The organism is Aquimarina algiphila (assembly GCF_007489275.1).
GTDB lineage: Bacteria > Bacteroidota > Bacteroidia > Flavobacteriales > Flavobacteriaceae > Aquimarina > Aquimarina algiphila.
Window position 1 is genome coordinate 1 of the sequence record NZ_VLNR01000079.1, and the last position, 22,160, is coordinate 22,160.

Annotated in this window: 19 protein-coding genes; 8 read left to right on the plus strand and 11 right to left on the minus strand. The window is 32.2% G+C overall.

Going from position 1 to position 22,160, the window contains the following annotated elements; all coding sequences use genetic code 11:
• Positions 1–109: 109 nt before the first annotated feature.
• The 3 genes from FOF46_RS25950 to FOF46_RS25960 form a co-directional block, all read right to left on the minus strand.
• Positions 110–355: a hypothetical protein gene (locus FOF46_RS25950; protein WP_143918472.1), complete on the minus strand. Its 246-nt coding sequence runs from the start codon at positions 353–355 to the stop codon at positions 110–112.
• Between the two features lie 210 nt (positions 356–565).
• Positions 566–2,140, minus strand: a complete 1,575-nt coding sequence (locus FOF46_RS25955) for a S41 family peptidase (protein ID WP_143918473.1) — start codon at positions 2,138–2,140, stop codon at positions 566–568.
• Positions 2,141–2,241: 101 nt separating this feature from the next.
• Complete coding sequence (locus tag FOF46_RS25960) at positions 2,242–2,397, minus strand: YqaE/Pmp3 family membrane protein (RefSeq protein ID WP_109433798.1); 156 nt, start codon at positions 2,395–2,397, stop codon at positions 2,242–2,244.
• A 105-nt stretch (positions 2,398–2,502) separates the two neighbouring features.
• Between FOF46_RS25960 and FOF46_RS25965 the strand changes: the two genes are divergently transcribed.
• The 4 genes from FOF46_RS25965 (at position 2,503) to lysS (ending at position 6,925) form a co-directional block, all read left to right on the plus strand.
• Positions 2,503–3,576 carry a helix-turn-helix domain-containing protein gene (locus FOF46_RS25965; RefSeq protein WP_143918474.1) on the plus strand — a complete coding sequence of 358 codons (1,074 nt, stop codon included), beginning with the start codon at positions 2,503–2,505 and terminating at the stop codon, positions 3,574–3,576.
• Between the two features lie 112 nt (positions 3,577–3,688).
• A complete protein-coding gene (locus FOF46_RS25970) occupies positions 3,689–4,171 on the plus strand; it encodes a DUF1573 domain-containing protein (protein WP_143918475.1) in 483 nt (160 codons plus the stop codon).
• 94 nt (positions 4,172–4,265) lie between these two features.
• Entirely contained in the window at positions 4,266–4,964 is a 699-nt protein-coding gene (locus FOF46_RS25975) for a thioredoxin family protein (RefSeq protein WP_143918476.1), read from the plus strand.
• 269 nt (positions 4,965–5,233) lie between these two features.
• Positions 5,234–6,925, plus strand: a complete 1,692-nt coding sequence (lysS, locus tag FOF46_RS25980) for a lysine--tRNA ligase (protein WP_109433801.1) — start codon at positions 5,234–5,236, stop codon at positions 6,923–6,925.
• Between the two features lie 75 nt (positions 6,926–7,000).
• Here lysS and FOF46_RS25985 read toward each other — a convergent pair whose 3' ends face one another.
• Positions 7,001–8,740, minus strand: coding sequence for an alkaline phosphatase D family protein (locus FOF46_RS25985; RefSeq protein WP_143918477.1), 1,740 nt, complete (start codon positions 8,738–8,740; stop codon positions 7,001–7,003).
• A gap of 195 nt (positions 8,741–8,935) precedes the next feature.
• Between FOF46_RS25985 and FOF46_RS25990 the strand changes: the two genes are divergently transcribed.
• On the plus strand, positions 8,936–9,544 hold the full coding sequence (locus tag FOF46_RS25990) for an SPOR domain-containing protein (RefSeq protein WP_109433803.1): 609 nt from the start codon (positions 8,936–8,938) through the stop codon (positions 9,542–9,544).
• A 56-nt stretch (positions 9,545–9,600) separates the two neighbouring features.
• Positions 9,601–9,966, plus strand: coding sequence for a Dabb family protein (locus tag FOF46_RS25995; RefSeq protein WP_244299772.1), 366 nt, complete (start codon positions 9,601–9,603; stop codon positions 9,964–9,966).
• 99 nt (positions 9,967–10,065) lie between these two features.
• On the opposite strand, the gene FOF46_RS26000 is transcribed toward FOF46_RS25995, so the two are convergent.
• The 7 genes from FOF46_RS26000 to yiaA form a co-directional block, all read right to left on the minus strand.
• Positions 10,066–10,410, minus strand: coding sequence for a DUF6515 family protein (locus FOF46_RS26000; RefSeq protein ID WP_143918479.1), 345 nt, complete (start codon positions 10,408–10,410; stop codon positions 10,066–10,068).
• 82 nt (positions 10,411–10,492) lie between these two features.
• Positions 10,493–11,041, minus strand: coding sequence for a GDYXXLXY domain-containing protein (locus FOF46_RS26005; RefSeq protein WP_143918480.1), 549 nt, complete (start codon positions 11,039–11,041; stop codon positions 10,493–10,495).
• Positions 11,042–11,051: 10 nt separating this feature from the next.
• Positions 11,052–12,332 carry a DUF2157 domain-containing protein gene (locus FOF46_RS26010; RefSeq protein WP_143918481.1) on the minus strand — a complete coding sequence of 427 codons (1,281 nt, stop codon included), beginning with the start codon at positions 12,330–12,332 and terminating at the stop codon, positions 11,052–11,054.
• A gap of 70 nt (positions 12,333–12,402) precedes the next feature.
• On the minus strand, positions 12,403–13,302 hold the full coding sequence (locus FOF46_RS26015; protein ID WP_109433808.1) for a DUF6999 family protein: 900 nt from the start codon (positions 13,300–13,302) through the stop codon (positions 12,403–12,405).
• Between the two features lie 16 nt (positions 13,303–13,318).
• Positions 13,319–15,169: a beta-ketoacyl-ACP synthase III gene (locus FOF46_RS26020; protein ID WP_109433809.1), complete on the minus strand. Its 1,851-nt coding sequence runs from the start codon at positions 15,167–15,169 to the stop codon at positions 13,319–13,321.
• Positions 15,170–15,183: 14 nt separating this feature from the next.
• Positions 15,184–15,924 carry a sterol desaturase family protein gene (locus FOF46_RS26025; RefSeq protein WP_109433810.1) on the minus strand — a complete coding sequence of 247 codons (741 nt, stop codon included), beginning with the start codon at positions 15,922–15,924 and terminating at the stop codon, positions 15,184–15,186.
• Positions 15,925–16,475: 551 nt separating this feature from the next.
• The gene (gene yiaA, locus FOF46_RS26030; protein ID WP_109433812.1) at positions 16,476–16,955 is read right to left on the minus strand and encodes an inner membrane protein YiaA; all 480 of its coding nucleotides are present in this window, start codon (positions 16,953–16,955) and stop codon (positions 16,476–16,478) included.
• Positions 16,956–17,133: 178 nt separating this feature from the next.
• Between yiaA and FOF46_RS26035 the strand changes: the two genes are divergently transcribed.
• On the plus strand, positions 17,134–18,618 hold the full coding sequence (locus FOF46_RS26035; protein WP_143918482.1) for a hypothetical protein: 1,485 nt from the start codon (positions 17,134–17,136) through the stop codon (positions 18,616–18,618).
• A 246-nt stretch (positions 18,619–18,864) separates the two neighbouring features.
• Entirely contained in the window at positions 18,865–22,152 is a 3,288-nt protein-coding gene (locus tag FOF46_RS26040; RefSeq protein ID WP_143918483.1) for a DUF5107 domain-containing protein, read from the plus strand.
• The last annotated feature ends 8 nt before the right edge of the window (positions 22,153–22,160 follow it).

Below are 22,160 nucleotides of genomic sequence, written 5' to 3' on the forward strand. Positions count from 1 at the left end.
TCCTTTTAAAACCTTGAGTATTTTATCGTAATTTGCTTGAAAGTTGTGCATATGAATTATAGTGTCGTAACTACAATTTACTGCCTTTTAGCAGTTTGCGCAACTTTTTCTAAATGCACAACGGGTTATCTTTATTTTTTTCTAAAAAGTCTTTAAAAACTAATATCGAATCTATTTCCTCCTTTTTTCCTTCAGAAACTTTATCTCCTCCCATTTTCATCAATTCTGAACCATCAAAATTTATCGAAATTTTTCCGGTTCCGTCTTCATTTAAATCTAAATTCTCAGAAAAATGACATCCTACCAAAAGTAAGGCAGAAACCATAGTTAAAATACCGTAATAAAATCTTTTCATATTATATTCATATTTATTCAGGTTTCTAAATCGTATCAAAATTATGATCATCCTTGTCAAGAGATTTCTTAAAACCTTTAGCCATTTTCTTTGTTTATGAGTAGTTTGTTTATACTTACAAAAGCTTAACGAATATACAACGATTAAAAAAAGTGAACAACGAACCTTATTTTATTCTTAGGTAACACGATACAAAAACTTAAAAAAACACTAGTTAGATTCTTGTATATCTCTAATTACCCAATCCATTTTATTATCTTTTTCCTTTGAGATTTTTTCAATGTAAACATCAGGCTTAATTCCAAAACCATCGGGTTGGATAGTATGAGGAGCATTTATTTTCATCAGCCCTACTCTCATATTTATTTTTGAATTTGGAAGTTCAATTATCGCAAAAAAACCTGCAATAGTACCGTTGTAGGCTCCACCGGTTTCTTTTCCTACAAAAGTAGCACGTTTTGTAGCTTTTAAATGAGTCGATAATATACTACTTGCTGAAAAACTTTCTCCATCAATTAAAACATAAATTTTACCATCAAAAGAATTAGGTTTTGGTTCTCTAAGTCTACTATATTTAAAATTAAAATATGGATCTCCATTTTCTTTTTTAACTTTAAACATTTGATACACAGATAGTACAGGTAACAACAACGTTGTCCCTGTTTTTTGCAACCATGATTTACTATGAAATAATGGATATAGAAAGCTCATACGTTGTGTCATTTTTGCTTTTTCGATAAACACATATTTTTTATTGGTCAAATACGAATAAAGCTCATCTATCTCTGCAAGCCTTCCGCCTAAATTCCCTCTTAAGTCAATAACTAAGTTCTTACAATTTGCTGAATCAATTTTTGAAAAACTTTCCTTGTAAAAATCTTTATAATTGCCTTTGGTAAAGCGTCTGATTTTCATATACACAATGCTAGGAGCAGTATCAGAAGCTATAAACCTAAAATTTCTATTGTATTCTTTTTTATACTTATCAAAACCATATTTATTATAATGCTTCCGTAATCTCTTATTCTCTTTTTTAATTATTTTTTTTTCTGATTTACTAATTTTTACAGCTGGGACTACCACTGTATCCTTGTTTAAAACCTTTTTCTCTTTACTATAATTGGCATACAAATAACGCGAATAAACACTATCATTAGTTTTTAATCTCATTAACACACTGTCTTTTTGTTGATGTGTTCGGGTATAAAGAAAGCCAAACCCTCTACTCGTATATTGAGGAATAAAAGTAGTATTATACCCATCTCCTGTATGTAACTTCTGAAAAGAATCTAATAAATCACTTGTTTTTTCATTATCCACACTCAATAGCTCAGAACCTACCACAACAGTGCTGTCTTTACCATAAATCTTATTTACAAATAGCTTATTATCAATCCCACGAAATGCTAAAGATCTAAAAGGAGAACTTCTTTTTCCTCTAATTTTTTTTTCTTTTCTGGTTTGCTTAGTTCTTGGAGAATAAATAGCCGTATGCCCTTGCCTAATACTAGCCACTACCGGTGCAAATTGCTTATAAAACTCTAAACTGGATATAGGTTGTTGTACACTAGCTTTTAATTCATTTATTTTTTGATCTAATGAATCTTTACTAATATACCAATATAAATCAGGATGTAACCTTTGCAACTTATGATATGCAAAATCAATATCGCTACGTACTTGTTCTGGGCTATGTAATGTACTAATCTGTTGATTGTATTTTTTTACTGAAGAACAACTTGCCAATAGCACAATTAGCAAACATATAAGTACTTTTTTTATCATAAATCTTTGGTTTTTTATTTTATTCAGCGAAATGTGTGCCACATTTTAAGTCAATCAACTTAACTGCCACTGGTCATCCAAAGCTATGAAAGATTTATGGATTATTTTGGATTATTAAGTATTACCAATGCGGCAATTACACCAGGAACCCAACCGCAAATGGTTAATAATAAAACTATTAAAACTGACCCGCAACCTTTATCCAATATTGCTAAAGGAGGAAAAAAAATAGCCAACAAAACTCTCCAAATACTCATAATTAGTAGTCTAAATAAATTAAATGTTATAATTATATGTATTCAAGAATTTTATTATGTTACAATATTATTGTAAAATTAATCTCTATATTTTCAACTAGTTTTATGATTAACATGAAATTTCAATACCTTATTCTCTACTTTATTCTATTCGCGAGTCCCAAAATGCTATTCGCACAATACGAATTTTCTGGATATGTTGATAAGCAAAATTGGTCTGGAGATATCTATCTATCATTAATCGAAGATTACCGTCAATTATCAGGAATATATCCTGAGCAAATTATTCAAAAAGTAACTAGTGACTCTTTGGGGTATTTTAGTTTTTCTGGTGACAATCTCCCATCAGAAAACTGTATGTATAGAATACACATGGAAAATTGCTCTGAGCACGAAAAAAAAGCAGTGCATTTTAATGGATTTTGCTCGGATAGTAAAGAAATCCTATTCATTGCTAACAATAATGATACGCTCACACTACCTTTTTCTTTTGACAAAGAAATGTTTTGTAAAATTATTTCGAATAATCAAAAGAGCAATGCTTTTATAAAAGTAGATTCAATTATTGGTGAAATGCGTTTTGCCTTTGCTTCCTATAGAAGTGAAACTAATCGAAAAATAAATACAAAAAAATGGTTCTCTACTTTACAACGTTATGCACGAGATCAAGGCGAACCACTTACAGAACTTTATATATATGCTTTTCTATCTGATAAGGCAAATAATTTACACGCTTACTATCTTGATGACCTAAAGCATAATTTGTACTATGATCAATTGTTAGAGCGACTTGAGGAAAAATACTCTAATAATACATATACAACTCAATATAAAGCAGAATTAGCTTCGGATAAGTTCTTAATTAGTTCTGGAAAAACTGCTCCTAAAAACTATTGGCTATGGTTAGTATTGATTCTATTAATTTCTTCGGTAACACTTAATATTTTTCAATTTGTAAAATCTCGAAGGAAAAATAACGTATATCCAAGCTTTGGAAAAAATCTTACACAGCAGGAGCAAAAAGTATTAGATTTCATTCTTGAAGATAAGACCAATAAGGAAATTGCCGCCTCTATGTTTGTAAGCATAAGTACAATAAAAACCCATATCAATAATTTATACAAAAAACTAGATGTTCGCTCCAGAGAAGAAGTTAAATCACTATATATCAACAAATAAGTAAAATTCCACCCGGGATCTAGTCCCCATTTCAAACCCAGTTTTATTGATTTTACTCTCCCTTATCTTGATTTTTGATCACATATCTATTTATGAATTAAAAACAAGAATAATGAAAAGAGTCCTTTTAATTTTATCTGTAATTTCTATTAGTGTACTTACATCCTGTACCAATAATGCCTCTAGTAAAATAAAACCTGAAAATGTGGCTATGGCTAATGTTAGAGATGCAAAAGCCAAACTGTTACCGGTAATGACTTTTGATAAAACCAATCATGATTTTGGAATTATTGATGAAGGTGATATTGTAGAACATAAATTTACTTTTACTAATACCGGTAATGCTCCTTTGGTAATCATAAGTGCAAAAGGTAGCTGTGGATGTACCGTTTCTAAATGGTCAAAAGAACCTATTGCTCCGGGAGCAACAGGAGATATGCTGGTAACCTTCAATTCTAATGGTAAGCCTAATCTACAGAATAAGAAAGTTACCATAACTGCTAATACCACAACTGGTAAAGAAACTCTAAAAATTAAAGCCATGGTTACTCCTAAGAAAAAATCAGTTGCCAGTGGTATTCCTTTAAGCAAATAAAGGATTTAGAATCTTATACAAAGAAACCCTTCTGAATGGAAAGGGTTTCTTTAGATTAACAACCATAGTTTACAACCACTTAAACTTACTATAAATGAAAGCATTAGTATATTTTATTATATTCTTAATCTTATCCGCAAAAACACTCACAGCACAATCTTTTAATCGTGAAGTTAACATAGAAGAAAATTCCCCAATGCTCCTTGGTAAAATCAGCAATCATGGGCTTAATCAAAATCCATATAACCACTGGTTTTCAAAAAACTATACTGCATACACACCTAATCAGAATAGCATAGATTCATTAAAAACAGAGCTTCAACAGTATACCATCAAACTTTTTATGGGTACCTGGTGCGGAGATAGTAAGCGTGAGGTACCTCGTTTTTATAAAATATTAGAAAACAGCAATTTCCCTCTTGATCGTCTTACTACTATTGCTGTTGACCGAAGTCGAGAAGCCTACAAACAGAGTCCTGGCGGAGAGCACGAAGGTCTTAATATACATAGAGTACCTACCTTTATTTTTTATAAAGATGGTAAAGAAATTAACCGAATTGTAGAATCTCCCATAGACACTTTGGAAGAAGATATGCTAGCCATAGTATCAGGCAACTACATTTCAAAATACAAATCTGTCCTATTATTAAATGATATTCTTGAAAAAAAGGGAGCTTTATACATATCCAAAAATGGAAAAAAGATAGCAAAACAATTTAAAGACAACGTCGAGAATCTATATGAATTAAACACCTATGCTAATGTTTTATTCTTTGCTAATAAAAAAAAATGAGGCCATAACAATATTAAGCTTTAATACCATATTGTTTCCAAAAGAGAGTTATGTTTATGTTAGTCTTGCAAATAAGCATGTTCAAATGAAGAATAAAGCCAGTGCAATCAAGTATTATGAAAAATCATTAGAGTTTGATAATAACGAAGAAATACAAAACAAAATTAAAGAATTAAGAACGACTGTGAATCAGGGGTAAAAGTTTTTAAGCAGACTTTTCTTTAAATTCTTCAAATAGGCTACTTTTGTGCCTTTAAAATGAAGAATCCATGCAATTATCAGAACAAGAACTTGTAAGAAGAGAGAAATTAAACGCATTGCGTAATCTAGGTATTGATCCTTATCCGGCGCCATTATACCCGGTAGACCATACCTCTAAACAGATAAAGAACAAGTTCGAAGAGGGTAAAAAGGTAATTATTGCAGGTAGATTAATGTCCAGAAGGATTCAGGGAAAAGCTTCTTTTGCAGAATTACAAGATACAGATGGGCGAATTCAGGTCTATTTTAACAGAGATGAGATTTGCACAGGTGATGATAAAACCAAATACAATGAAGTCTATAAAAAGTTATTGGATATAGGTGATTTTATCGGTATCGAAGGAGAACTTTTTACTACTCAGGTAGGAGAGAAAACTGTATTGGTTAAAGATTTTACGTTATTAAGTAAATCTTTAAAACCTCTTCCTCTGCCTAAAACTGATAAAGACGGAAATATTTTCGATGAATTTAATGATCCTGAGTTACGATATCGTCAACGTTATGCTGATTTGGTTGTTAACCCTAAGGTTAGAGATACTTTTGTAAAGCGTACACAGATTGTAAATACTATTCGGGATTTTTATAATGAAATGGGGTTTTTGGAAGTTGAAACCCCTATTCTTCAGCCTATCCCCGGAGGAGCAGCTGCTCGGCCCTTTATGACGCATCACAATGCATTGGATATACCGCTTTACTTGCGTATCGCTAATGAACTATACTTAAAACGTCTTATTGTAGGAGGATTTGATGGAGTATATGAGTTTGCAAAAGATTTTCGTAATGAAGGTATGGATCGTACACACAATCCAGAATTTACGGTTATGGAAATGTATGCAGCTTACAAAGACTACCATTGGATGATGGATACCACAGAAAAATTACTGGAAAAAGTAGCCATCAAACTGCACGGAACTACTGAAGTACAGTTTGGAGAAAATGTAATTAATTATAAAGCTCCTTATAAGCGTATTGGTATTTTGGATGCCATAAAAGAGCATACTGGATATGATCTTTATCAAAAAAGCGAAACCGAAATTCGCGAAGCAGCAAAAGCTTTAGGTCTTGAGGTTGATGAAACTATGGGGATTGGAAAAATGATAGACGAAATTTTTGGTGAAAAATGTGAAGGAAATTATATCCAACCTACATTTATTATTGACTATCCTGTAGAGATGAGTCCTCTAACCAAAAAGCATAGGTCTAAAGAAGGACTTACTGAGCGTTTCGAATTAATGGTTAATGGTAAGGAATTGGCAAATGCATATACAGAGCTTAATGATCCTATTGATCAACGTGAGCGTTTTGAAGATCAACTTCAACTCTCAGAAAAAGGAGATGATGAAGCTATGTTTATAGATCAGGATTTCTTACGTGCCTTAGAATATGGTATGCCTCCTACCTCTGGTATAGGTATAGGTATTGATCGATTGGCTATGTTTATGACTAATAATCAATCTATTCAGGAAGTACTATTCTTCCCGCAGATGCGTCCAGAGAAAAAGCAGGTAGAACTTAATGATAATGAAAAGGCAATCTTTGATATTCTTAAAAAAGAACAACGCATGGCCTTAACAGACCTTAAAAATGCTGCAGGTTTAAGTAATAAAGGCTGGGATAAAGGCTTAAAAGGACTTTCTAAATTAGGCTTAACAAAAGTCACAAAAACTGATGACAGCCTAATTATAGAAGTGACAGAATAAACAAAAACAACTAATTAAAGTGATAAAAAAACGCAACCTTACCGGTTGCGTTTTTCCCCTTATTAAAAACAAATTCTAAATATACGAAGCTGTATTCCCTACAGTTTCGTTATATCCTTCTTGAGCAATTGTGCTAATAATATTCCATTGTGCATTAGCCTCTCCTGCTGTAAATGTCACTTTTAGATACCCTCTACTAGATACATCTGTATATTGTAGATCATTAATTAACACTTCCAAAGACTGTTCAAAACCAGCCACTGCTGCTGTATCCAATCCTATATATTGTTCTAATCCGGGAGAAGTTACAGAGGATGTTGCAAACTCAACACCAACCTCATCTCCATTTATATCTTTTAAAACACTGTACCAGGCATTATGTGTATCTCCCGCCAGACATACCGTTTTCTTTCCTCCAAGTGCAGTAAAAAGCTGCTCTCTTTCTACAGAGTATCCATCCCACGCATCAAGGTTATACGGAACAACAGTATTTACTCTAGCCATTTCTGCTGTCGTAACCGTAGTATCTCCAGCTAATACCCTTCCCTTAATTGTTGTTAGTTCTGTTAATGCTGTCTGAAACGCTACTGATGTTGCACTAGATACAGTTCCTGTAGCGCTTACTTCTCCAATAATCCTACCTAATAGAATTAGTAATTCTGCAGGCATAAACATTTTGCCCATTAACACTTGTTGACCCAATACTTGCCAGGTAGCACTACTACCAGATATCACTCCCGATAACCAGGTTAACTGATCAGATCCTAATAAACTTCTGGTTGGATCTTGTAATGCAGCTTGAAAAGCCAAACCATCTAATTGTCCTGTAGTAGCATCAAAAAAGTCATTATATGATAATTGTTTATCTCTTCCTATAATCCTTGTATCCAACATATGAAGACTCACTATAGATCCAAAATCAAAAGACCTATATATTTTTGCCGGGTCTGTAGATATTATAGGTAAATATTCACTATAAACCTTTATTGCAGTCTGTTTTCTTGTTTCATATACCCCTTCATTATCCTGATGATTTTCTGCTCCATCTTTATATGCATCATTTGTGATTTCATGATCATCCCATACACAAATAAAAGGTTTCTTCTGATGTGCTAACTGTAATTGCTTATCTCCCCTATATTGCTTGTATCTATTTCTATAATCCTCTAAGGTTATAATTTCATTTTTCGGACTATGTACTCTATCTAATGCTACTGTATTTTCATTTGTTCCGTATTCTCCTTCTCCATATTCATAAATATAATCTCCAAGGTGTACAATCACATCAACATCAGAATTTGCAATGGCTTCGTAAACATTAAAAAGTCCTGCTGCATAATTCGCGCATGAACATACTGCCAGTTTAACATCTGAAACAGCATCTCCTTTTGCTGGTAAGGTTATCGTTTCTCCTGTAACTGATACTGTTTCTGTGGACAAATCAAAGAATCTATAATAAAACTTACTGTTTGATGTTAACTCCTGTACGTCAATAGCAATCGTATAATCCCGATCTGCAGAAGTCGAAAATTCACCACTTCGTATTACGTTTTCAAAATTTGCATTAGTAGCCACTTGCCAATTAATCTTAATCTCTGTTGATTGAGAAGCTGTGGGTGTAAATCTAGACCAAATAATAACACTAGTACTTTTGGGATCAAAACTCGCCACTCCTTCAAAGAAATTATCTGTAGTTAAATCTGGTATTTCAATATTGGGTTGATCATCATCATCATTGCAACTAATATATATTGATGCCAGCATCAAACCTCCAGTTGCCAAAAGTGATTTTTCAAAAAATTTTCTTCTATTCATTTTTACCTTTTTTGCTTTTCAAAGATATTTTTGCTTTCATATGTAAACGTTATCCTTGGATTAAATAAACCTTACTTTTATTATGTTTAAGTACTTATGGTTTTCTTGAAATAGGAATAAAAGGTTATCTAAGATTTATAAAATCTTAAAGTTTTATAAGAATCCACTATATTTGAGTCTCTAAATACGAATCAGATGCCTTTTATAACCGACGAAGAACTACAACAGTATAAAGATCAGATAGAAAATGCTGAAGAAGCTAAACGCTCTGCTGACTATACGCGTAATAAAGCTGTAAAAGACGAGCAGGAAAAATCTCAAAAATTTAAAATTGCAACAATCATACTTGGTATTATTGCATTGCTCGGCGTCGCTGGAACCGTATATTTTATGAAGTTTAATACTCCTGCAAATATGGTATCTCAAAAAGAGCATAAATCAAAAATTGCTCTTCAGGAGACCAAAATTGCTGAGTTACAAGAAACGATTCAAAATCTTTCTATGAACCAGGAATTGAATGGTTCTGATGGTGAAAATGCTAGTCAGGGTTCTATATCCGGTGAATTAATCTATGCTGTCCAGATTGGTGCTTTTGAGAGTAAAGATCTTTCTTTGTATTCTGATAATTTTGTGAATTTTAGAGAAATCAAGAGCGGAGGGTTTAACAAATACGCTTTAGGGAACTTTGAAACTCTTAATGAAGCCAAAAAATTTAGAAGAGAATTGGTTGGATTAGGGTTTAGAAATGCTTTTATAGCTTCCTATCGAAACGGAGAGCGTATAAAGATAGAGGAGGCTTGGTAAACTATCGTTTTTGGCATCTTCTAAAAAAAGAAATAATGATACGAAGTCTATTTTTCATGATTACATTAATGACAATTATCTCTGCTTGTCAAGATAAAAATGATTTTGATAAGAATTTTGTTCATACTGTCTATTTCTGGTTAAATAATCCTGACAGTAAAGAGGATCGAATGGCTTTTGAAACGTCATTAAAAAAATTCCTGAATACTTCTAAATATGCCAAAACCAATTTTATTGGCACTCCTCCAAGTGCATCCAGAGATGTTGTAGACGGTTCTTTTACATATTCTTTACTTGTGACATTCTCTTCGGCAGAGGCACAAGAGCAATATCAAAAAGAAGAAGCTCATTTATTATTTATCAAGGAATCTTCAAATCTATGGAAGAAAGTAATTGTTTACGATTCTCAACCTTCAGAATAAAACTTCACTATACTTTTAACCTGTATCTCAAAACAAAAATCTCAGGACTCCATTGAACCCTGAGATTTATCAATCAATTAACTAACCAACTCAATTCAACTAAACGTTAACAACAATATACCTTTTACCAGATCTCTTATAGTATACTCCACCACACTTATAATACTGTACTCCTCTTACTCTTACTACTCTATACCCTCTTGGTAACGTAGTTACTCTAACTCCAACGGGAGCTGTAACCCTTCTATATGATCTGTTCTTTTTAACATACCACACACCATTACTTCTATAATAACGTACATTTTTATGCATTATAATTTTTGGATTGTGCACCTTCGTAACTACAACTCCACGTGTTGGACGAGTTGCTGCAGTAGTAGCACATGATGTCATTAAAAATCCAAATAATAAAACAGGTACAATAATTTTTAATATCCTTTTCATATTCATAGTATTTTGGTTTCTTACTACTTAAGACTTTATTATTAAAAAAAGGTTTAATTAAAAATCCAAAAAAAGTATAAAATTATTCTACATATTCCTGTATTGGCATATTATCAATAATCAAATTATCAAGAACCGATTGACCATTTTTAATATATACTAAGGCATACACATTATCGATTACACCATCCCTATTCGCCTTGGCATATGCTTTTTCTGCATCATAAGCTTTGGTCTCCTCCATATAAAATCTATTAAAAGGTAATTCGAAAGTTACACGGTCTGGATATACATAGGTAACCTGAGCCTTAACATAATCATTCTTGATATCTAGAGGTTCTTTACTTATTTGATAAATTTTGGCAAAACCATCTTCATCATTCTCAATATATACTCGTATTTTATCCCCTTTTACATAAGTAGAATCTGAGGTTGCAAAAGAATTTATTTGGAATTGAAGTGTGACATATTTCCCTCTAAATGGATCTGTAGGATCAATCGGACGAGTCTTGAACTTGTATACTGTGCCAGAAGTCAAAATATCTTCGTTATCATAAATCATCTTTAGCGGAGCAAAAATCTGCACTAATGCCAATGCTATAAACCCTATAAATATATATGTTGTTTTCATTTGTTTTTGTTTACTGTTTTTTAACCTTTTGTTTTTTTAACATGATATAATTCGTTAAAAAGAATCCTGCTCCTACCAAAACGAACAAAATTCCTCTAATCACAAAACTCATTCCTGTATCAAAAAATCTGCAAATGATAAGTATAGAGATAATAAGAAGTCCGAAATTAAGAATTCCGAAATTAAATTTATTTGCTCCAATTCTAATTGCAGACATTCCTAAAGCAAATACCAATAGATTCATGAGTATGATAGGTATAATCCCTGTAGAAGAAAGTAAAAAATATACCAATCCAAAGATGATAAAAGCTATCTGAAAAAGATTAATTGAGCGTATTCCTTTTTTAAAAGTAGCATATCCCAAAACCGATAACGTTACTATTGCCAAAACGATCGTTGTATAAACTTCTTGTGCATCATAATTAAATTGATCAGGTACGTCCTCCCATATCCAACGAAATGTAAAGATCATAAGACATATAACCGATCCTAATGAACCGATAATTAGAAATCCGTTTCTAAGGGTTCTTAATTCTTTAAATATTGAAAGTCTTCCAATATTATATAGTAGTCCGAACATAATAATATACATCACAAACCCTAAAACATCTCCATTTCCTACAAAGGCACTCAATGCTACAACTACACTTATCGGTAATATCCAATTAAAAATAGTTACAGCATTACCCGACACATTTCTTTTTAAAATATTCCAATAATGAGGAATTACTCCCAAAAGGAAAATTAGATATAACCAAGGCGTTGCATGACACCTGTAATCCCATACTCCCACTTGTACAGCATAATATGTACTTGTGACTATCACTAATAGTGTCACTGCATGTGACCGTAAAAGATATATTAAGGGTAAGCAAAGTACAACCCAGGTAAGCAGGAAAGATCCTAATTCTCCTGGGATATTATAAATTTGACTTACCAAGGAGATACTTGCTCCCACAGAGAAAAATAGAAATGTCCCTGAAGCCTCTTTCCAGGTGTTACTTTTGTTTTTAAGGATAGAAAAACCTGCCATAGCCTGCCCTATAACTAGAGGAACAAACGCCAGAATGGTTTTTGTTAATCTAGAGAAATCATCCCAATTGTGTGCCAACATTAAAATAATACCAGAACCTATCAGTAATGCCCCAAAAACTCCAAAAATCATAAATAAAGAATTCGGTTTCCCCTCAGCTTTATTTGCATAATATTTTTCAATCTTACTTGAAATCTCAGGAGAAATTACATTATCCCTGACTAAAATTTGCAGCTCTTTATTAAATTTTGAACTCATAATATAATATCATTTAGTTATGAAAATAACCTATAGTTTTAAATTGTGTTTTATCTACGACATATTATTACTATTTCTTTTTTGGCATCATAATACCATCACTTACATTTTCCTTTTTAATATTCACCAGAATTTCATGTAACGTCTCTGCTGCCAAGCCATGTAACACTAAGTTATACGCAGCAGAATATGTACTTCTAGGCACCATTGGATGTTTGTTATTCACTAATCCCAAATGTCCTGGAGTACCTAATATTTGAGAAACATAAACCGCAATAGTTTCATCTAATTGTAAAGAATTAGAAGCTCTTACAAAATCATTTGCCGTTAGAAAAAGTTGATAAAATGGGGTAAAAAGTTCTATAGCAGATCTTAAATCCAAAATATTTGTCCATTTATTCGGAAACTTAATATGATCAAATTGATCTTCAGAAATCATTGAGGTATTCAACTTTTCTACAAAACCAATAGTTACATTCTTATCTTTTAATTCACTATTTAAATTAATAACAAAGTTGAATAAGTTTAAATCATGATTAAGAAACAGATCATCTTTCACATCATTAAAATCTTTTGGTTTTAACGGACTTGTTTTCACTTCCACACCTTCAATGTTACCTGCTATAAACTCTAAAATCTCACTCCCTACATGAAAATGTCTAAATATCAACAAATTAGCATTTGGACTTACAAAACGCTTAAGTCCCCAAGCCAAAATAATGTGCAAAAACCTTGATGAGTTAAACAATTTTGGAAAGAAAAACTTTAAGACATGGATAAAAAACATGGTGATTTTTGACCAAAATACAAGCAAGGGCCTTAAGTATCTCGCCGATCTAGAGTCATTATCAGACATCAATGCTCTTTTTGTTGTATCATTTATGGGGATACTATTATCCAGGTATAGTGCTAACCATGGGTTAGGATCTCTGCTATCGTGTTCTGCGATTTCGAATATATCTTTTTTCATCGGTTTGTATTATTAATTAATAATTACCTAATTCGTTTAATTGCATTTCATACAAAAGTGCCGTTGTCTTAGCGGTCTTTACAATTTTTTTAGCTAGGTCCATATGCATCAAAGGATGGTTTAAAGCTTTTTCTAAATTTTCAAAATGTTTTTCGTCTGCCACACCGTGGTAGGTAAAAAAAGAAACTTGATTGTCTTTAAGGTCAAGTTGATCTTTTATCATTGTACCCCAATGCGCTGCCAATCTTTTGCCAATACCTTCTATGATAAACATAGCTCCTAAAAGATCTATCGGATTAGGTTTACTGGCTTGCTGAAACATAAAAGAAGATAGTCCTATACTCCCAATATTTTTTTCTCCAGAATGAATTTTGGTAACAGATTCTCCCAGGTTTTCAAAATTTAGTTCTAACATTTGATAATCCTTATGCTCTGCAGCGGTATGTTTTATAAAAGCAGAACGAAGATCAAATAATTCGATACCAATATTAGAAGCTGCTCTAGATATCCATTGCGAACCATCTATCACTTGCTGTCTTAAATCCATTAACAACAACTTATAATCGTCTATACTCAACGTTTTATTATGTATTTTTTGAACAATTGGCACTTTTAATAAATTAGCTTCAAAATCAATCCAAATCCGAGAAAGGTTTCTCACTAACCATTGTGATACATCATCAGAATTAAGGTTTAACTCTGGCGCTTCTATTTCTCTAATCGGGTAACTTTTCTGTGTCACATCATTATGCCCTACAACCGTAAGTTTCATAAATGAGGTGATAAAGCGACCGCTTTCGGGCACCATACACAATATAGATTGTCCTTCTTTTAACTTACCAGAATACATCAACTCTTCTAACATAATAAATATTGATGCTGCCCCGGTATTTCCTTTACTTACCAGGTTACTAAACCATTTCTCTTCTGCAATCTCCCCTCCGCCTTTTTCCATAAGATCCTTTATCGGTTTTTTAAAATATTCTGATGAATAATGACAGCATAACCAATCTATATCTTTGGGAGTAATCATCCCTTTATCGATAAGTTCAAAATAGTGACTCACTCCTGTTTGTACTACTTTATTAAGTAGTCGAACATCCTGTTTAAGATTTATTGCTCCATCTTTTGATGCCGATTCATAGTCAGCATAATCCAACCATGTTTTCTCTGCTTCGTTTTGGTTACTATTTTTCCCGGTATACATGCATACAGGAAAGGTATGTGCGTGTGATTTTAAATCTATCCATTCGATCTTTAAGGATATTCCTTTTATACTTTTCTTATTCTCTAACACCAATGCGCCAGCTCCGTCTGAAAGCATCCATCTTAAAAATTCTGTATCAAAAGGAACTGATTTCATTTTTTGAGCTTCAAATCTGGAAGCTTTAAAAAGTCTGCTTGCAAATTCACTTCCCACACAAACTGCATTTTGTTTCTCTTCACTTTTTATTTGCACATAAGCATTCTTTAAAGCCATCATGCTACTTGCACATACACTTTGAAAACTTGCTACCTCACAAGCAGCTGAATTTAATCCTCCATGCACCATACTTGCAAATCCAGGAACAGGTAAATCTCCTTGTGTTGTTCCGGTTGACAAAAGCTCTATTTCTTTTTGACTCAAACTACTTTTCGCAATGGCTTGTTCTATTGCGTTTACTGCCAGTTGAGCATTAGAATGTGTACTTTCTTGTTTTGTATTTAGTGCAAAATATCGTTGTTTAATTCCGTTTTGCTTTAATATACGGTCTTTTACTGCGCTCTTTTCTCCATTAATTTCACCTAAATAATGTTCTATTTCATCATTTGAAATAGGCTTATTTGGTAAATAGACACCAGAACTTGTTATATATACATTTTTCATACGTTTAAATCTTTTTATTTTTTTGATTGCCTTAACCGGCTTATTTTATGATTTAATTGATCTAAGATATTAGATGCAAATCCGTAGTTTTTCCTGAATTCACTGTGATGTGCATTGTGTCTGGTTCCAAACAATTTCCAACCAGTTCCTTTTCCTGTTCCGAATCTGTAATTACAATGCCCAGAATAATTTAATAATATACTGGCTAAAGGATATAGAAAAACAGCAACTGGAGAAAATGGAATGAATGGAAGCAATGTAATAGGAACTGTACTTAGCAACAAAGCTTCAAACCAATGAAAGCTATACACAGAATACACAGTTGGTATTATAGATTTATGATGCACTTTATGCACATGTTTCATAAAAAAAGGAATGTGCATTATACGATGAATCACAAAAAAATGAATCTCATTCCATATTGTGAGCAATGCAACACCTAATATAATATTCAAAAATGTATCAGGTAGTAAGACTATCGTATTTGTTCTTATACAATACACCACAGGAAGTACAGAAAATCCAAAAACAAAAATTGATTTCAGAGCATGCAACTTCTCGACATTCTTTTGTCTTTTTGTGGCTTCTTTTTTTAGAATTCTATGGACAACTTTTTTACTTTCTAACCATAGACATGCCTTTTCAAATATGGGAGCAATCCCAAAATAAAGAAAAAAGAAATACAAAAACGTAAGTCCGTAAAGCCATATATAGGAATACTCATAAATTATTGTATGGATTAATTCTTTAGCCATGTCACACTCTTTTTTGTCCCGTTCTCTCAGGAATTAATAGATAGAGTATCAGCTATTTTATTTTTAATATTAAAAAATGTAATCGCTGTAAAATATGCTGCAATACTCATAGGCATAACTCCAAAAAGAATTACATCATCTATAGATCCTTGTATGCCTATAAAAAAGTATGCTACAACGATTCCCCAATATATAAGTAATCCTCTTCTGACTCTAAGACTATGTTTTTTCCCATCTTATGAAGAAACCTAATCCCATTACAACTTGAATTAACCCTAAACAAAACTGAGATATTAATCCATACAACTCATATTTCATTGTTCCAAAACCGGATAACATATGTCCAATTAAAGTAATTGCAAAAGCTAATATGTTAATTATAAATACTACTTTTTTCATCTTTATGGCATTAAAAAATTATTATAATAGACCTTAATCTTTAAAAATTATTACAAAAAGGCAACCGTGCCTGCACGGCTGCCCTTTCTAATCATCAAAACAAGAAGCCCCAAGCCCCCCTAAGGCTCCTTCTTTTGATTCCTCTTTTTTGATTACTTCCCGCTGGTTTCGATAAATTTCTTATCTCGAGTATTCTTTTGCACTGCAATGGCTGCAAATAAACTCAAGGTAAAAGACATTCCATAAAATCCTTTTTCACTAAGTTCCAAGTCAGCGTTCCATAATCCGATAACCAATAGCAGAATAGAGGTTATTGTCGTAAACCAACTGATCCCATAATACATATCAGTTACAGGAATTCCCTCTAATCTATCCCTAACACTTTTTTGCACTGATACTGCAGAAAACAATCCAAATAATAGAATTGTAAAATAGTACCCCTTTTCATTAAGCGCCATGCTTGTTGCATTCCATAATCCAATGCAGTAGGAAACCATTCCTATAAATACTGCAGACCAAGATGCCGAAATAAATGCTGGAGTCGGCTTTTGATCATATACTTTTGTTTCTTTCTTTTCAACTTTTTCATTTACAGTATCCTCAGATACGTCATTACTAAATTTATACTCCATGATTATTGATTTTGATGATTAATTTAATGTTCAATTGTTTATTCGAACAGGACAAATGTGCGACGATTCGATCTAGAATAAAATTCAATTTTCAATAAAAACTTACGATATATATTATATTAAAATTCAATTTTATCATTATTTACAGTACTTTTATTAAAAATATACTTACTATATAATGAATACTATTTCTTCTATAATTCGTACTTTATCTAATGAAGAAAAGCGAAGTTTTATCTCATTACTCCGGCAAAAGAATAAGAGAAATGATACCAAAAACATTAAGTTATTTAAACTATTAGATAATACATCACCTCATCAGGATCTTGATATTCAGATTTATGGAAAAAGAGCTAAAGGTGCTTATCATGCATTAAGTAAAAGGTTACATGATACACTTATTGATTTTATTGCTTCCAAGAGTTTTGAAGGAGAAACCTCTGAAGAAATGGAAATTCTAAAGTTACTTACCGTAAGTAGAATTTTCTTCGAACAAAAACAATACAAAATTGCATTTAAGACTATTCATAAAGCAGAACAAAAGGCAAAAACTTATGACCTTTTCAGTATCTTAAATGAAATATATTATACACAGGTTCAATATGCTCATCTCAATTCTGGAATAGTAATAGAAGACTTATTCTCTAAGTTTAGAAATAACAAAAAATCACTTCAACAAGAAGAAAATTTAAATCTATTCTATGCTACTGTGCAGCATGAACTTCTAAAAAACCGAAGAGATGCCGTTCCTATTATAAAAAATACATTAACCAAATTTGGGCTATCTATAACCCAAGATCTTACTTTTAGATCCTTATTTAAGATTCTTGAGATTACGAATCAAACTGCTCATATCACCCGAGATTATTATTCTATACTTCCTTTTGTAGAAGAAACTTATAATCAGATTGATGCCAAAGAAAATTTAATAGATAAACACTCCTTCTACCATATTCAGATTTTATATTATGTAGCCAATTCATACTTTCGGAATAAAAACTTTAAAACTTCTCAGGAGTATCTTTCTTTAATGCATCTTCAGATGGAAAAGCATCAAAAAAAATATTTCAGACGATTTTTCCCCCAGTATACTTTACTAGAAACCTTTAATCTTAATTATTTAAATCAAGCAGAACGCGCAATTCAAATCCTTGAAAACTTTGATTATGAAAAGCACAAAGATCAAATCACATATCTTTTAGACTTAAAATTGAGTCTTATTGTATGCTACTTCCAACAGCAACGATTCAAAGAAGCATTGAGTACTCTTAATGATTTTTATCATAGTGATCATTGGTATACCGAAAAAGGGGGTATTTCGTGGGTAATCAAAAAAAACCTTATCGAAATCCTATTACACATAGAACTTGATCATATAGATGTAGTAGAATCTCGAGTAAATAGTTTTAAGAAGAAACATGGGGCACATCTTAAAAAAAATGATGAAAATCAAGTTCTAGAGTTTTTAAAACTTGCAACACTATGTTATCATACTCCAGAGGTATTGACTAATGAAGAGTTTAAATATAAAGTTCAAAATTCTCTAATTTCATCCACTAACCCAGAACAGGAAGATATTTTTGATATGAGTTTTTATGCCTGGATAAAATCAAAGGTAAACCATACTAACCTTTATGAAACGACATTGAATCTATTAAGATAGTAATATTCTCTTCATCTTTTTTTAATATGAACTATTAATCAAACATTGATTATATAGAAACTAATAAAGATGTCATGATTTTTATAGTTTTTCATATCCCTAAGGCAATTAGGTAATTTGTTATACACTTTAGAACAATTACTCTCTAAACTAGATAATATGGCACTTCTTTTTTGACAAAATAAAAGTATCTTGATTGATCACATATTTAGTGTAAACCAACAATTAAATATATTATAAAGCATCATGAAAAATAAGTGTATCTTCATTTTTGCAGGGCTAATATCTCTATGTACATTTTCGCAAGTAAAAGTGTATGAAGGAACAGAAATTATTCCTACATATAAAATTCATGAAAAAGAACGTAGTCCAATTTTTTTTACAGGGAGAAGCGTACAAGGTGCAGAAGGACGAATGTATCCTTATCCTTCACAATCAAATTTGGGAGATTCTCTTGTAGATATGGATTACAATATGGTGTATTTAGAAAATGAATATATCAAAGTAAAGATATTACCTGAATTTGGAGGAAGGTTGTTTTCTGCAATAGACAAAACGAACGGGCATGAATTATTTCATACTAACAGCGTTATAAAGCCAAGTCTCATTGGTACTCTTGGCGCCTGGGTTTCTGGTGGTATTGAGTGGTGTTTTCCTCATCACCACAGAACTACCTCTATGCTGCCCAGTGATTATACAATAGTAAAAAATAAAGATGGAAGCGTTACCGTTTGGATTGGAGAAACTGAAAAAACCATGCGTCTTAGGGGCATTGTTGGGATTACTCTTCGTCCAGGGTGCTCTTTTATAGAAACCGATTATCGGATAAATAATACCAATACATTAACAAAGACATTTCTTTTCTGGGCTAATGTTGCAATAACGGCTAATGAAGATTTTCGCACATTCTGGCCTCCTAGTCAGGAAATAGGGGTGTATCACAACAATACAAGTTTTACAAGATGGCCTATATCTAACAAAAAATATCATCACACAGATTATACCTCTGGTGTTGACCTTACTTGGTGGAAAAACCATCCCAATCCAGAATCGTTCTTTTTCTGGAATGGTACAGAAGGTTTTATTGGTGGTTATGATTATAGTCAAAAAGCAGGAACAGTGCATGTTGGAGATCCTTATGAGAATAAAACTTCAAAATTATGGCAATTCGGACCTGGTCTTGCTGGTCAAAATGCTAGGCGCAAATTAACCGATGATAACAAAGCGTATGTAGAACTTATGACAGGAACATTCTCTAACAATCAACCTGATTATAGTTGGATTGCTCCGCACTCAGTAAAAGACGCCAAAAATTACTGGTATCCTTTACGAGATATCGAAATTTCAAAAAACTCAACAGTTGATGCTTCTGTAACCCTTCAATTAAAAGGCCCAAAGACAGTATTTTATGGTTTTAATACCACCAAAGCTTTTCAACAAGCTTTAGTAACCTTAAAATATAATGATGAGATTATTATCAAAAAGGATATTGATATAGATCCTGCTACTCCTTTTACAACAAGCTACACACCCCAAAAAGAAATAGATGAACATAAATTATATGTAGAATTAAAAGATAAGGATGGGAATATTCTGGTTTCTTACGCACCATACAAATCAAAAAAAACTAAATTACCCAAGCCACAAGAAAAAACTAAAAGACCAGAAGACATAGAATCTGTTGAAGATTTATATTTAACAGGTAGGTTCGTTGAACAATTTTTTCGTCCTGGTCATAACCCTGATGATTATTACCTAAAAGGATTAAAAAAAGATCCTGAGAATTACAGGATAAATATTGCTATGGGTATACGCCGACTACATCAGTATAGATATCAAGAAGCCTTGCAATATTTACAAAAAGCAGCTAATAAACTACAAATACAATATTATCAACCCAAAGAAGGTGAACTTTACTATTATATGGCTATTGCTCAAAAAGAGCTTGGCAAAACTGATGAAGCCTATCGTAATTTCTCTCAGGCGACTTGGTACTATCAATGGTATTCAGCAGGATATTATCAATTAGCCTTGATGGAGAGTACTAAAAAAAACTATAAAAAAGCACTTGAATATATTCATAATGCATACACTACCAATATTATGGACGGGAGAATAGTTGTACTATATAGTGCTTTACTACGAAAACTCAATGCTCCTGAAAAAGCTTCCGAATTGATAGATAAATTAATCGCATATGATCCCCTTAACTTTTCTGCTTATTATGAAAAAAGTCATTTACAAGGTGCTCCTTCATTGGCAAAATGGCATAAAAACATGCAAGATGTAAACAACAACTATTTAGAAGTTGCTACAAATTATATGAATGCTGGCTTAATCGATGATGGTATAACCCTTTTATCCTCATTAAAGAAACCACAAAATCCATTAATTTATTACTATCTGGCATGGTTTTATACTCAAGCTGATAAACTATCAGAGGCAAATACCATGTTGAAACTTGCCAAAAACACTTCTTTATCATACTGTTTTCCCTACCGACAAGAAACTGAAATTGTACTTAAAAATGCAATTAAAATTGATCCACTCAATGCTTCTGCTCATTATTTACTGGGAAATCTACTCTATGACAATCGACCAGATGATGCAATTTTGGCTTGGCAAAAGGCAAGCAAAATAGAAAATAAAATCCCTATGGTATGGCGTAACTTAGCATTTGCAGCATTTTATCATCAACATAGTACTGATAATGCAATTTCTTATATAACCAAAGCTATCAAGGCAGAGAGTGATATTCCTCTTTGGTTTACAGAATTAGCAAAATATTACGATGTCTCTAATATCGATTCTAGAGAATGTCTCGATATTCTTCAAAAGCATTTAGACATCGTTAAAAAAGATGTTTCTGGTTCTAAAACACTTATCAAACTCTACAACTTAAATGGGAATTATGATGAGGCCATACAATTACTTAAAAACCATCATTTTAGAACATGGGAAGGCGGTCGAGGCATTTATCATCACTATGTAGACACATATACACTAAAAGCTATTCAGCTCGCTAATAATCAAAAATTCAAAGAAGCTATTACTCATTTAGAAACTGCTTTGGTATACCCCAAAAACTTAGAAGTGGGAAAATCTTCTACTGATGAAAAAAATGCGCTCATTTATTATTATATGGGCTTAGCGTATGATAAATTATCAATGAATGAAAAGGCAATGGTGAATTATCAAAAAAGCACCGAATCCAAAAATGCGAGGTACATGTATGATTTACTTTATTTTCAGGCTAAATCTTTTGAAAAACTTGGCAACATTGATAAAGCAAACGAATTATTTAATAGCTTGTTAGACAAAGGTGAAGAACTTATAGAAAAAGGAACGCACATTACAGGTGTTGCAATCGAAGATGCTTCTTCAAGAAATAACAAATTACGATCTTCTGCTTACTATCTTAAAGCTTTAGGAAATAAAGGACTAAAAAACACCACTAAAGCTCAACAATTCTTTGAGCTTGCTATAAAAGAATATAAAAACAATTTATGGGCAAGAACTCTCATGAATCAATAATATCAAAT

Excerpts from the sequence above, each read along its gene's own strand:
- FOF46_RS25965 (WP_143918474.1), top strand. The coding sequence starts at position 2,503 with ATGATTAACATGAAATTTCAATACCTTATTCTCTACTTTATTCTATTC.
- FOF46_RS25985 (WP_143918477.1), bottom strand. The coding sequence starts at position 8,740 with ATGAATAGAAGAAAATTTTTTGAAAAATCACTTTTGGCAACTGGAGGT.
- FOF46_RS25975 (WP_143918476.1), top strand. The coding sequence starts at position 4,266 with ATGAAAGCATTAGTATATTTTATTATATTCTTAATCTTATCCGCAAAA.
- yiaA (WP_109433812.1), bottom strand. The coding sequence starts at position 16,955 with ATGGAGTATAAATTTAGTAATGACGTATCTGAGGATACTGTAAATGAA.
- FOF46_RS26010 (WP_143918481.1), bottom strand. The coding sequence starts at position 12,332 with ATGAGTTCAAAATTTAATAAAGAGCTGCAAATTTTAGTCAGGGATAAT.
- FOF46_RS26020 (WP_109433809.1), bottom strand. The coding sequence starts at position 15,169 with ATGAAAAATGTATATATAACAAGTTCTGGTGTCTATTTACCAAATAAG.
- FOF46_RS25955 (WP_143918473.1), bottom strand. The coding sequence starts at position 2,140 with ATGATAAAAAAAGTACTTATATGTTTGCTAATTGTGCTATTGGCAAGT.
- FOF46_RS25990 (WP_109433803.1), top strand. The coding sequence starts at position 8,936 with ATGCCTTTTATAACCGACGAAGAACTACAACAGTATAAAGATCAGATA.
- FOF46_RS26040 (WP_143918483.1), top strand. The coding sequence starts at position 18,865 with ATGAAAAATAAGTGTATCTTCATTTTTGCAGGGCTAATATCTCTATGT.
- FOF46_RS26005 (WP_143918480.1), bottom strand. The coding sequence starts at position 11,041 with ATGAAAACAACATATATATTTATAGGGTTTATAGCATTGGCATTAGTG.
- FOF46_RS26000 (WP_143918479.1), bottom strand. The coding sequence starts at position 10,410 with ATGAAAAGGATATTAAAAATTATTGTACCTGTTTTATTATTTGGATTT.
- FOF46_RS26015 (WP_109433808.1), bottom strand. The coding sequence starts at position 13,302 with ATGAAAAAAGATATATTCGAAATCGCAGAACACGATAGCAGAGATCCT.
- FOF46_RS25960 (WP_109433798.1), bottom strand. The coding sequence starts at position 2,397 with ATGAGTATTTGGAGAGTTTTGTTGGCTATTTTTTTTCCTCCTTTAGCA.
- lysS (WP_109433801.1), top strand. The coding sequence starts at position 5,234 with ATGCAATTATCAGAACAAGAACTTGTAAGAAGAGAGAAATTAAACGCA.
- FOF46_RS25950 (WP_143918472.1), bottom strand. The coding sequence starts at position 355 with ATGAAAAGATTTTATTACGGTATTTTAACTATGGTTTCTGCCTTACTT.
- FOF46_RS26035 (WP_143918482.1), top strand. The coding sequence starts at position 17,134 with ATGAATACTATTTCTTCTATAATTCGTACTTTATCTAATGAAGAAAAG.
- FOF46_RS25970 (WP_143918475.1), top strand. The coding sequence starts at position 3,689 with ATGAAAAGAGTCCTTTTAATTTTATCTGTAATTTCTATTAGTGTACTT.
- FOF46_RS26025 (WP_109433810.1), bottom strand. The coding sequence starts at position 15,924 with ATGGCTAAAGAATTAATCCATACAATAATTTATGAGTATTCCTATATA.
- FOF46_RS25995 (WP_244299772.1), top strand. The coding sequence starts at position 9,601 with ATGATTACATTAATGACAATTATCTCTGCTTGTCAAGATAAAAATGAT.